Source organism: Streptomyces sp. DvalAA-14 (genome assembly GCF_900091855.1).
In the GTDB taxonomy this organism is placed as follows: domain Bacteria; phylum Actinomycetota; class Actinomycetes; order Streptomycetales; family Streptomycetaceae; genus Actinacidiphila.
This window is the reverse complement of sequence record NZ_FMCH01000606.1, coordinates 1-10,408: the sequence shown is the minus strand read 5'-3', so window position 1 is coordinate 10,408 and position 10,408 is coordinate 1. Positions and strand designations below refer to the sequence as shown.

The window sequence follows — 10,408 nt, the reverse complement described above, 5'->3', positions numbered from 1 at the left end:
CCGGAGGAGGAACCGCCGGCCCGGCGGGGGGAGGAACCGCGGGCCCGGCGGTGGGCGCCGGCGGTCCGGCGGGGTGGGCCGGGGCGCGCCGGGGCCCTGACCCGGGCGGGGAACCGGAGTGGCGGGTGGCGCCGCAGGCTCATAGCTTCGGCTTGGCGGCCCCCGCCGTCCTCGCGAACCCCCCACCTCCCGGGAAGCGGGTAGAGCTCCATGACCGTAAGACGTTGGCTGGCCGTAGCCGTCACCACCGGCCTGGGCCTGCTGGCCGCAGCACCCGCGCACTCCGCGCCGCAGCCGCAACCCCGCGCACAACCCCGGCCCGGCAGACCCGAACCGTCGCCGCCGGCCACAGCATCCAGCAGGCCGTCGACGCCGCCCACCCGGGCGACACCATCCTGGTGCGGGCCGGCACCTACCGGGAGAACCTCACCATCACCGTCCCGGACCTCACCCTGCGCGGCGAGTCCACCGACCGGGTGATCCTGCGCCCGCCGGCCGTCAAGGCCGCCACCGCGACCGGATGCGCCGGCACCGGCATCTGCGTGACCGGGACCGCGGGCAGCCGCCTCACCGGCGTGCACATCGCCGACCTGACCGTCACCGGCTTCGCCACCTACGGCATCGCCGCCACCGAGACCGACGGCATGACCGTGCGCGCCGTCCACGCCGAGGGCAACGGCCAGTACGGCATCGGCCAGCAGAAGTCGGTCCGCGGCCGGATCGTCGGCAATGTGGCCGACGACAACGGCGAGGCCGGCGTCTTCCTGGCCAACACCGTGGACGAGGAGGGCGGCGCGCTCGACCTGCAGGGCGCCGTGGTCGCCGGGAACACGCTGTCCGGGAACAAGACGGGCGTCGTGCTGCGGCGGGTCCGCGATGCCGCGGTCGACGGCAACACGGTGACCGGCAACTGCGCCGGGATGTTCATCGTGGGCGACGAAGGCGTGCCGCGCGCGGGCCACTTGAGCGTGCGGGGCAATTCGGTGACCGCCAACACCCGTTACTGCGCCGCCAACACCCGGCTGCCGTTCGTCCAGGGCGCCGGCATCGTCCTCACCGGAGTGGAGGACACCGTCGTGGAGCGGAACACCGTCACCGGCAACACCGGGACCTCCACCATGTCCGGCGGCGTGGTCTTCTTCCACAGCTTCGTGGGCGTGCCCAACACCGACAACACCGTCCAGGGCAACGTGCTGCTGGACAACGGCCCCGCCGATGTGACGGGTTGGGACGCCGGCACCGGCAACAGCGTTACCGGCAACGCCTGCCGTGTGTCCCAGCCGGCCGGCCGCTGCTGACCCGGCGACCCGACGTTTCCGGCCGACCCGGCCGACCCGCCGACCCGCCCCGGAGCCGTACGACCCGGCCCGACCCCCGACCCCCGCCCCCCGTCCGCACCCCAGGAGAAAGGCGGCCCGATGACGACCGCGCCTCCCGCCAAGACCCGCACCGAAACCGCGACCACCACCCCCACCGGCCCCATCTCCCCCTCCGTGCAGGCCGCCATGCGCCTGCGCGAGATCGTCTTCGGCGCCGCCCCCGCGGCCGCGGTCCGCGCCGCCGCCACCCTCGGCGTGGCCGACGCGCTGGACGACACCCCGGCGACCGCCGAGGACTTGGCCGGCCGGCTCGGCGTCGAGCCGAAGCCGCTGCGCCGGCTGCTGCTCACCCTGGAGAGCCACGGGCTGTTCGCCGAGACCGACGACGGCATGTTCGTGCACACCGAGATGTCCCGGCTGCTGCGCGAGGACGCGCCGGGCAGCCTGCACCACATCTCCTTGTGGTGCACCGAGCCGTGGACCTGGCAGGTCTGGCCGCGGCTGGCCGAGGCGGTCAGAACCGGCTCCGGCGTCTTCCCCGACGTGTTCGGCAAGAGCTTCTTCGACTACCTGCACAGCGAAGGCGGCGAGTCCGCCCGGGTGTTCGACCGGGCGATGACGTCCTCCAGCCGTCAGGCCGCCAACGACCTGGCCGAGTTCGTCGACCTCACCGGGGTCGGCAGCGTGGTCGACATCGGCGGCGGCCAGGGCTTCGTGCTGGCCGGGCTGCTGGAGCGCGACCCGGCGCTGCACGGCACCCTGCTCGACCTGCCCGCCGTGGTGGCGAACGCCGACTCCCGCCTGCGCGACGGCGGTTCGCTGGCCGACCGGGTCCGGCTGCTGCCCGGCGACTGCCGCGAGGCGATCCCGGTCCGGGCCGACCTCTACATCATCAAGAACATCCTGGAGTGGGACGACGCCAGCACCCGCGCCACACTGCGCAACGTGATGGCCGCCGCCGAGCCGGGCGCCCGGGTGCTCGTCATCGAGAACCTGGTCGACGACAGCCCGTCCATGCGCTTCACCACCGCCATGGACCTGCTGCTGCTGCTCAACGTCGGCGGCGCCAAGCACTCCAAGAAGAGCATGACCGCGCTGATGGCGGAGGCCGGCCTCGAACTGAGGGACATCCGCCCGGTCAACAGCTACCTGCACGCCTTCCAGGCCGTGGTCCCCGCCAGGTAGCCGCGAGGAGGGCCGCGTACACCGCGATCCGCCCGTACCCCTTCCGTCGGGGGTACGGGCGGATCGCGGTGTACGCGGCCGGCGGGAGCTACCGAGCGGCCGGCTGCGCCCGCTGCCAGCGGTAGAACTCGCGGGCCATCGCGTCCTTCGGCTCACGCCACGTCTTCGGGTCGTACGCCTCGATGTACGCCGTCAGGGTGTCGCTGATGCGGCGGAAGTCCGGGTGGTCCTTCATCTTGGCGACCTCGGGGCCGGGCGGGCGCTCGGCCTCCACCAGATGCAGGTACAGGTCGCCGTACTGGAACAGGCTGCGCCCGGTCACGCCGATCAGGCCGGGCAGTTCGCCCTGGTCGGACTCGGCGAAGGTGTCGGCGATGTCCTGCGCGGAGCCCGGCTTCATCCGGGCGACGATGAGCGTGCGGTGCATGGTGATCACACCCCTCCGGTGGCGACGGTCGCGGCGTGCCGCTCGACCTGCTCGCGGATGCGTTCCATCTGGATGAGCGAGTTGCGGTTGATGTGCGCGGTCATGCCGGCGTCGTCGACCGGGGCGGTGGGCTTCATGGCGAAGTCCTGGAGCCAGCGCATCGACGTACCGCCGGGCACCTCCTCGTACTCCCAGCGGATGTTCATGTGCGCGAACGGGCCGGTTTCGACCCGGCGGGCCTCCACGGTCCAGGTGGAGCGGTCCATCTCGCGCTCGGACACCCAGCTCCAGACGGTGCCGTTCTCGTCGGGGTGCATGGTGAGCCGGAAGGTCACCGTGTCGCCGTGCCGCTCCAGGATCTCGACGGCGGCGTACTCGCTGAACAGCTGCGGCCAGCTCTCCAGGTCGTTGGTGATCTCCCAGGTCAGCTCGCGGGGGGCGGCGATCACGATGCTGTTGTCGGTACGACCGGTCATCTTCAGACTCCTGCCGTGAGCTGGGCGTTGACGTTTTCCAGGAAGGCGCGCGGCGTCTTGCAGGTCTCCGCGTCCTCACCGATGGGGCGCTCGTAGCGTTTCTCCAGCTCGGCGACGATGCCGAGCAGGCCGAGGGAGTCCAGTTCGAACTCCTCGAAGGTCGCGTCCGGGCGGGATGCCATCGCCTCCGGGTCCACGGAGACTCCGGCGCGGCCCTTCATCAGTGCGGCGAGTTCCTCGTACGTGACGGGTGCGTTCATCGGATGCTGCCTCTCTTCTTCTTCGGGGAGCCGGCGCCCGCCGGGGACGGGGCGGGCGCCGGGGACATGGGGCCGGCCCGGTGGGGTCAGCGCTCCTCGCCGTGTGCGCGCCGCAGCACCAGCGCCGAGTTGCCGCCCATCAGCCCGCGGCTGAGGACGAGCGCGGTGTTGAGACGGGCGATACGGGCCTCGCCGGTGACGATGTCGAGGTCGTGCCGCACCTCGGCCACGACGTTGGGCGTCGGCGGCACCACCCCGTGTTCGAGGGCGAGCACGGCGGCGGCGACGTCCAGCGCACCGGCGGCGCAATACGCCCGGCCGAAGCCGGACTTCGGCGCCGTCACCGGGACGGTGGCGGCGCGCGGCCCGAGCGCGTCGGCGATGGCGAGTGCCTCGGCCCGGTCGGCGGCCGGCACCGCCATCGCGTCGGCGAACACCACGTCCACCTCCTCGGCCGCGCAGCCCGCGTCCGCCAGGGCGCCCTCGATGGCCCGCGCCAGACCCTCCCGGGAGCGGTCCCAGCCGCTGGTGCCGGTGAAGGTCGCCGCGTGCCCGGCCACCACGGCCCGCGGCCGGGCGCCGCGCTCCCGGGCCGCCTCCTCGTCCTCCACCACGAACATCGCGCCGCCCTCCGCTGGGGAGAAGCCGCACGCGTCGGCGGTGAACGGCAGGTAGGCGCGCCGCGGTTCGTCGGACAGGCTCAACTCGGGATAGCCCAGCTGGCACACCACCGAGTACGGCGCCAGCGGCGCCTCGGTGGCACCCACCACCATCGCGTCGGTGCCGCGCCGGATGCCGCGCCAGGCGTGCGCGAACGCGTCCAGGCCGCCCGGCTCGTCGTCGGCCAGCACCCCGCAGGGACCGCGGAAGCCGCCCCGGATCGAGATCTGGCCGGTGCTGGCCGCGTAGAACCAGGCGATGGACTGGTACGGACCGACGTACGACGGCCCCTTGCCCCACAGCTGCTGGAGCTCGCTCTGGCCGAACGCGCCGCCGCCGGAGCCGGCCGCGGTCACCACGCCCACGCCGTACGGGTTGTCCGGGTCGGCGGCCAGGTGGGCGTCTTCCAGGGCCAGTTCGGCCGCCGCCATGCCGAAGTGGGTGAAGCGGTCGGTCTGCACGAGGAAGCGGTCCTCGACCAGGCCGGTCGCGTCGAAGCCGGCCACTTCGCCGGCCACCCGCAGCGGCAGGTCGGCGCACCCCTCCCTGGTGACCCGGCCGAGCACCGGGGTGCCCTGCTGGACGGACTTCCAGAAGGCGTCCGTGCCGATGCCGTTGGGCGCGATCACGCCCAGCCCCGTCACCACCGCCCGGCGGGCACCGCGCTGCCGGGAACCGTGTTGTCGGACAGGTCCGTTCATGCCGTGCTCCTCTCGGGATGCGCCAGCACCACCGCGGACTGGAAGCCGCCGAAGCCGCTGCCGACCGACAGCACCGAGCGCAGCCGGGCCTGCCGCGCGGTGCGCGGCACATAGTCCAGGTCGCACTCCGGGTCCGGGGTCTCGTAGTTCGCGGTGGGCGGGATCACGTCGTGGCCCAGCGCCAGGGCGCAGGCCGCGAGTTCGATCGCGCCGATGGCGCCGAGCGAGTGCCCGACCATCGACTTGATCGAGCTCATCGGCACCGAGCGGGCGTGCTCGCCCAGTGACCGCTTGACCGCGGCGGTCTCGTGCCGGTCGTTCTGCTTGGTGCCCGAACCGTGCGCGTTGACGTAGTCGATGCCGGTGGGGTCGATCCGCGCGTCGGCCAGCGCGTGGTCGATGGCCCGGGACATCTCCAGGCCCTCGGTGGTCAGCCCGGTCATGTGGTAGGCGTTGCCGAAGGTCGCGAAACCGCGCAGCTCGCAGTGGATCCGCGCGCCGCGGCGGCGGGCGTGCTCCCACTCCTCCAGCAGCAGGACGGCGCCCCCCTCGCCGAGGACGAAGCCGTCGCGTTCGGCGTCGAAGGGGCGCGAGGCGTGCGCCGGGTCGTCGTTGCGGGTCGAGGTGGCCTTGATGGCGTCGAAGCAGGCCACCGTGATCGGCGAGATCGGCGAGTCGGCCGCGCCGGCCACGATGACGTCGGCCTTGCCCTCCTGGACCAGGTGGAAGGCGTGGCCCACCGCGTCCAGGCCCGAGGTGCACCCGGTGGAGACGGTCTGCACCGGTCCCATCGCCCCCAGGTCCTCGGCCACCTCCGAGCCGAGCGCGCTGGGCTGGAAGGCCCGGTGCAGGTGCGCGCCGGCCTGCTCGTGGTCCACGTCCCAGCGGCTGCCCCCGCCGCTGACCGCCACGTAGTCGCGCTCCAGCCGGGTGGTGCCGCCGACCGCCGAGCCGAGCGAGATGCCGACCCGCCAGGGGTCGATCGACGCCAGGTCCATGCCGCTGTCGGCGATCGCCTCCCGGGCCGCGGCCATCGCGAACTGGATGTAGCGGTCGGCCAGTTCGGCCCGCTCGGGGCCCAGGCCCGCGCCCCGGGCGTCGAAGTCGCACTCGGCGGCGATCCGGGACCGGAAGCCCGCCGGGTCGAACAAGGTGATGCCCCGGGTCGCGGTCCGGCCCGCGGTGAGCAGGTCCCAGAAGGCGGGCACACCGGTGCCGCCGGGGGCGACCACGCCCAGACCGGTGACCGCCACCCGCCGGTTCACGCGCGGGCCCCGGCCGGGTCGGGAGGAGCACTCGCGCCCGCCTCGACGGTTTCGGTGACCTCGGTGTCCACGTGCCCCAGTTCCGGACGGGGCGCCAGCGGGCCGAGGTGGAAGACCATCCGGGCCTCGGTGTCGCCGACGTTCCGGAACCGGTGCCGGACATCGACCGGGATCAGCAGGCCCTGGTCCGGCCGCAGCGGATGGGTCTCACCGTCCAGGTCCACCTCCAGCCGCCCGCTGACGACGAACACGAACTCTTCGGAGTACGGGTGGTAGTGCTCGCCGATCCGCTCCCCGGGCTGGATCAGCGCCAGTCCCATGAAGCCGCTGGTGGCCCCGCACGTGGCCGGGGTGAGCATGGCCCGCAGGTCCCCGCCGCGGCGGCGGTTGGGGCTGGTGTCGTCGAGGTGGACGATACGAGGTTGGCGTTCGGTCATGGCTGCTGCTCCTGGGAGTGCGGGGGCGCTGATCGCGCCGGGCGTGATGCGCGTACGGGCGTCGCGGCGTCGGGGGCCTGTGCGCGCGGGAAGTCGGGAGGGGGACCCGTACGGCGGGAGTCAGGCCTTCGGCGAGGTGCGGACCGGAGCGTCGTCCGACCTGCGGTCGGTGACCGGCGCCATCGCCTGTCCGCCCCGCGCCATCGCCGACGCGTCCGCGCCGGCCCGTACGTCCACCAATCGGACCAGGACGTCTCCGCGCTGGAAGACCGTGCTCGCCAGCAGCGGCTGGCCGGCGTCGGCGGCGGCCTCGGCGTCGAGCGCGGCCAGCCGGCGGGCCTCGGCCGGTCCCTCGGCGGCCCGCACCGGGTGCACGAAGGCATGCCGGGACACCTCGGACGCCCGCTGCGCCGACCGGCCGGCCGCCCGCTCCGACGCCCGCTGCGGCGACCGCTCCGGCGCCGCTACGTGCTCGATGGCGGGCAGCGCCGCCCTGGCGAAGAAGGCCCGCGCCGAGGCACCGTCGGTGAGGTCCCGCTGCTCCTCCAAGAAGGGGTTGATCGCCTCCTCCACCGCTCTGACCTCGGGCTGGGCGGCCACGTGGCGCAGCGCGTTGCCGAGGTCGCCGGCCACCTCGACCGCCCGCACCACCCGGTTGCCGTGCATGAACAGCGAGGTGCGCAGCAGCCGGGTGGAGTCGTCCACCTGGGCCTGCGGCGAGCGGTAGCCGGCCAGGATGCGCTCGACCTCCGGCTCACTGCCGGCCTTGACGGTGAAGGTGATCGCGTGCCGGACCACCCCGCCGGTGCACAGCGGCGGCGCGGGCAGCGGGTCGAGCCCGGCCGCGGGGGACGCGGTGGAGGTACGCGCCCGACGGGCCCCGCCCTCCGGCGTCTCGGCCGCGACCATGAAGCGCAGCGAGGTGGTGTCCCGCACGGTGTCGTGCAGCGGTTCGACCATCTTGCGGTGGGCGGCGCTCTCCACCCACTCCAGGAAGGACTCGCTGTCCTCCCATTCGCTGGTGATCAGCCACTGCGAGGAGTTGCCGAGCGACTGGCAGAGCTGGTCGCTGATGTGACCCGGCACCGCGGCGACCTGGTGGCGGATCTGCTCGTACGCCTGGAGGAACGCCTCGTGCTTGCCGTCGAGGACGTCCAGCAGCAGCACGACGCGCAGTCGGGTGATGGTGGGCAGTGCGGTGACCGGCGCGGTGTGCCGGTCGTCCAGAGTCGTCACGGGGGTTCGTTCCTCTCGGATACGCGGGCAGCCCTGCTCCCGGCGCATGCCTCATGCATATGCGGTGGGCCTGCTCAGCTACCGCAATGCTCACGTAACCGGACACATCCCGCACCGCACGTGATGCGGGCGAGTGAAGACCCCGCCATCGCGCTCCCCAGCACCGCCGGGCTGGGAAGGGAGCTTCCATGACCCTCACACCCGACGAGCGTGTGCCCGTCCTCATCGCCGGCGGCTCCCTGGTGGGGCTGTCCGCGTCGCTGTTCCTTGGGCGCCTCGGCGTCGAGCATCTGCTGGTGGAGCGGCACGCGCAGACCTCCCACCATCCCCGCGGGCGCGGCAACAACGTCCGCACGATGGAGATCTTCCGGGCCGCCGGAGTGGAGCCGCAGATCCGCGGCGCCGCCTCGGTCCTGGCCGACAACCACGGCATCCTGCAGGCCGACACCCTGACCGGTGCCGAGCAGGAATGGCTGTTCAAACAGATCGACCCGGGCGGCACCCTGGACCGGCTCAGCCCCTCCGGCTGGTGCCTGTGCAGCCAGAACGACCTGGAACCGGTGCTGCTGCGCAACGCCCGCGCGCTGAGCGGCGACATCCGCTTCGGCACCGAGCTGATCTCCTGCGAGCAGGACGCCGACGGAGTGACCGCGGTCATCCGGACCCGCGCGAGCGGCGAGGAGCGCACCGTCCGGGCCGACTACCTGATCGCCGCCGACGGCCCGCGCAGCCCGGTCCGTGAACGGCTGGGCATCGGCATGACCGGCCCCGGCGACCTCTTCCACAACGTGAGCATCACCTTCCGCGCCAAGCGGCTGGCCGACGCGGTGGGCGACCGGCGGTTCATCGTCTGCTACCTGACCAACCGGCAGAGCCCGGGCGCCCTGCTGCCGGTGGACAACGAGAAGGACTGGGTCTTCCACGCGCCCTGGCGCCCCGACGACGGCGAGACGCTGGAGGACTTCACCGACGAGCGGTGCGCGGAGCTGATCCGCACCGCGACCGGCGTCCCGGACCTGGAGGTGGACGTCACCGGCAAGGCCCCCTGGCACGCCGCCGAACGCGTCGCCGAGCGCTACGGCGAAGGACGGATCCTGCTGGCCGGCGACTCGGCGCACGAGATGTCCCCCACCGGCGCCTTCGGCTCCAACACCGGCATCCAGGACGCCCACAACCTGGCCTGGAAACTCGCCGCGGTGCTGCGCGGCTGGGCCGGACCCGAGCTGATGGAGACCTACGACGCCGAGCGCCGCCCGGTCGCGCTGGCCACCGCGGCGCGCGCCTCGGCCCGCTCCGCCGAGCACAGCCACCCGGGCTACGACGTCGCCCCCGCCGGCGGCCGGCAGGCCGGCATGCTCGCGGTGGTGCTCGCCTACCGCTACCTGGCCGGCGCGGTCGAAGGCGTCCCCGCCGACACCACCTCCATCCCGGCGGAGTTCAGCCCGGTGGCCCCGCCCGGCGGCCGCGCCCCGCACCTGTGGGTGCGCCGCGGCGCCGGACGGCTGTCCACACTGGACCTCTACGAGCGGGCCCCGGTGCTGCTCAGCGGCCCGGCCGGCGACACCTGGCGCGCCGCGGGCCGCCGGATCGCCGAGCGCACCGGCATCCCGCTGGAGTGCTACGGGATCGGCTCGGACCTGCGGCCGGAGGACGAGTCGGCCTGGGCGCGGCTGCACGCGGTGAGCGACGGGGGCGCCGTGCTGGTCCGCCCGGACGGATTCATCGCCTGGCGCTCGCCGGGCCCGGACGCCGACCCGGAGGCGACGCTGGCCGGCGTGCTGGACCGGGTGCTGCGGCGCGCGTAAGCGGTGGTACCGACGGGCCCGGCCGATGCGGCCGGGCCCGTCCGTGTGTGCGCCTGCGCTCAGCGCGCGACCCGGTAGCGGCCGGCCATCCCGCGCATCATGTGGCCGGGCACATGGCAGTGGTAGAGCCAGTCGCCCGGGTTGTCCTCCCGGTACTCCACGGTCAGCGTCGTGGCCGGCCCGACCACTTGCGCGTCCACCCAGCCGTCCGCGGTACGCCAGCGGTGCCCGTGGATGTGGAAGGTGTGGAAGGAATTGCCCAGTGTGCTGACCCGCCAGCGCACCCGGTCGCCGGGCCGCGCGGTGAAGGTCGGCGCGTTGTCGACGAACGCGCCGCCGTTGCACAAGGACAGGTCCTGGGCGAGCGCGGGCGCGTCGGCGGCGGACAGGTCGTGGAAGAACAGCACGAACTCGCGGTCCACCGCAGGGGTTTGCTCGTCGGTGATGGCGATCATGCCGAACAGGCCGAGTTCCGCGCCGATTTCCATCACCGGGCCGCCGCCGGCGCCGTGCCCGGACGGCGCCGCGGTCATGCCCGGCATGCCGGCGGTGGTCCCGCCGGTGCCGGTGCCGGTGCCGGTGCCGGTCGCGGTGCCGGCGCCCGTGGTCGTGCCGGCCGCCGCGTGCGCGACACTCT

Annotated in this window: 11 protein-coding genes; 3 read left to right on the top strand and 8 right to left on the bottom strand. The window is 73.7% G+C overall.

Going from position 1 to position 10,408, the window contains the following annotated elements:
* Nucleotides 1-224 precede the first annotated feature (224 nt).
* Together GA0115240_RS32635 and GA0115240_RS32630 are read left to right on the top strand one after the other, a co-directional pair.
* Nucleotides 225-1,298 carry a right-handed parallel beta-helix repeat-containing protein gene (locus tag GA0115240_RS32635; protein ID WP_237555397.1) on the top strand — a complete coding sequence of 358 codons (1,074 nt, stop codon included), beginning with the start codon at nucleotides 225-227 and terminating at the stop codon, nucleotides 1,296-1,298.
* 120 nt (nucleotides 1,299-1,418) lie between these two features.
* Nucleotides 1,419-2,504, top strand: a complete 1,086-nt coding sequence (locus GA0115240_RS32630; RefSeq protein ID WP_370673397.1) for a methyltransferase — start codon at nucleotides 1,419-1,421, stop codon at nucleotides 2,502-2,504.
* 88 nt (nucleotides 2,505-2,592) lie between these two features.
* Here GA0115240_RS32630 and GA0115240_RS32625 read toward each other — a convergent pair whose 3' ends face one another.
* The 7 genes from GA0115240_RS32625 to GA0115240_RS32595 all read right to left on the bottom strand — a co-directional run bounded on the left by GA0115240_RS32625 (nucleotide 2,593) and on the right by GA0115240_RS32595 (nucleotide 7,966).
* Nucleotides 2,593-2,931, bottom strand: a complete 339-nt coding sequence (locus tag GA0115240_RS32625; protein WP_093742399.1) for a TcmI family type II polyketide cyclase — start codon at nucleotides 2,929-2,931, stop codon at nucleotides 2,593-2,595.
* Nucleotides 2,932-2,936: 5 nt separating this feature from the next.
* The gene (locus GA0115240_RS32620) at nucleotides 2,937-3,407 is read right to left on the bottom strand and encodes an SRPBCC family protein (protein ID WP_093742397.1); all 471 of its coding nucleotides are present in this window, start codon (nucleotides 3,405-3,407) and stop codon (nucleotides 2,937-2,939) included.
* A 2-nt stretch (nucleotides 3,408-3,409) separates the two neighbouring features.
* On the bottom strand, nucleotides 3,410-3,667 hold the full coding sequence (locus GA0115240_RS32615) for an acyl carrier protein (protein WP_093742396.1): 258 nt from the start codon (nucleotides 3,665-3,667) through the stop codon (nucleotides 3,410-3,412).
* An 86-nt stretch (nucleotides 3,668-3,753) separates the two neighbouring features.
* Nucleotides 3,754-5,028, bottom strand: coding sequence for a beta-ketoacyl synthase N-terminal-like domain-containing protein (locus tag GA0115240_RS32610; RefSeq protein ID WP_093742394.1), 1,275 nt, complete (start codon nucleotides 5,026-5,028; stop codon nucleotides 3,754-3,756).
* Nucleotides 5,025-6,293 carry a beta-ketoacyl-[acyl-carrier-protein] synthase family protein gene (locus GA0115240_RS32605; protein ID WP_093742392.1) on the bottom strand — a complete coding sequence of 423 codons (1,269 nt, stop codon included), beginning with the start codon at nucleotides 6,291-6,293 and terminating at the stop codon, nucleotides 5,025-5,027. Before GA0115240_RS32605 ends, GA0115240_RS32610 begins: the two co-directional genes overlap by 4 nt.
* Nucleotides 6,290-6,730, bottom strand: a complete 441-nt coding sequence (locus GA0115240_RS32600) for a cupin domain-containing protein (RefSeq protein ID WP_093742390.1) — start codon at nucleotides 6,728-6,730, stop codon at nucleotides 6,290-6,292. Before GA0115240_RS32600 ends, GA0115240_RS32605 begins: the two co-directional genes overlap by 4 nt.
* Nucleotides 6,731-6,850: 120 nt before the next feature.
* The gene (locus GA0115240_RS32595) at nucleotides 6,851-7,966 is read right to left on the bottom strand and encodes a SchA/CurD-like domain-containing protein (protein ID WP_256070146.1); all 1,116 of its coding nucleotides are present in this window, start codon (nucleotides 7,964-7,966) and stop codon (nucleotides 6,851-6,853) included.
* A 188-nt stretch (nucleotides 7,967-8,154) separates the two neighbouring features.
* Between GA0115240_RS32595 and GA0115240_RS32590 the strand changes: the two genes are divergently transcribed.
* Nucleotides 8,155-9,771 (top strand): FAD-dependent oxidoreductase, encoded by a 1,617-nt coding sequence (locus GA0115240_RS32590; RefSeq protein WP_093742387.1) that lies wholly within the window; start codon nucleotides 8,155-8,157, stop codon nucleotides 9,769-9,771.
* A 59-nt stretch (nucleotides 9,772-9,830) separates the two neighbouring features.
* Here the strand turns inward: GA0115240_RS32590 and GA0115240_RS32585 are convergent.
* Nucleotides 9,831-10,408, bottom strand: a 578-nt coding sequence (locus GA0115240_RS32585) for a multicopper oxidase domain-containing protein (protein ID WP_161302619.1), incomplete at its 5' end; no start/stop codon positions are given.

Bases quoted from the DNA above. Each gene is read 5' to 3' on its own strand.
- GA0115240_RS32620 (WP_093742397.1), bottom strand. From the start codon at position 3,407: ATGACCGGTCGTACCGACAACAGCATCGTGATCGCCGCCCCCCGCGAG.
- GA0115240_RS32600 (WP_093742390.1), bottom strand. From the start codon at position 6,730: ATGACCGAACGCCAACCTCGTATCGTCCACCTCGACGACACCAGCCCC.
- GA0115240_RS32615 (WP_093742396.1), bottom strand. From the start codon at position 3,667: ATGAACGCACCCGTCACGTACGAGGAACTCGCCGCACTGATGAAGGGC.
- GA0115240_RS32610 (WP_093742394.1), bottom strand. From the start codon at position 5,028: ATGAACGGACCTGTCCGACAACACGGTTCCCGGCAGCGCGGTGCCCGC.
- GA0115240_RS32625 (WP_093742399.1), bottom strand. From the start codon at position 2,931: ATGCACCGCACGCTCATCGTCGCCCGGATGAAGCCGGGCTCCGCGCAG.
- GA0115240_RS32590 (WP_093742387.1), top strand. From the start codon at position 8,155: ATGACCCTCACACCCGACGAGCGTGTGCCCGTCCTCATCGCCGGCGGC.
- GA0115240_RS32630 (WP_370673397.1), top strand. From the start codon at position 1,419: ATGACGACCGCGCCTCCCGCCAAGACCCGCACCGAAACCGCGACCACC.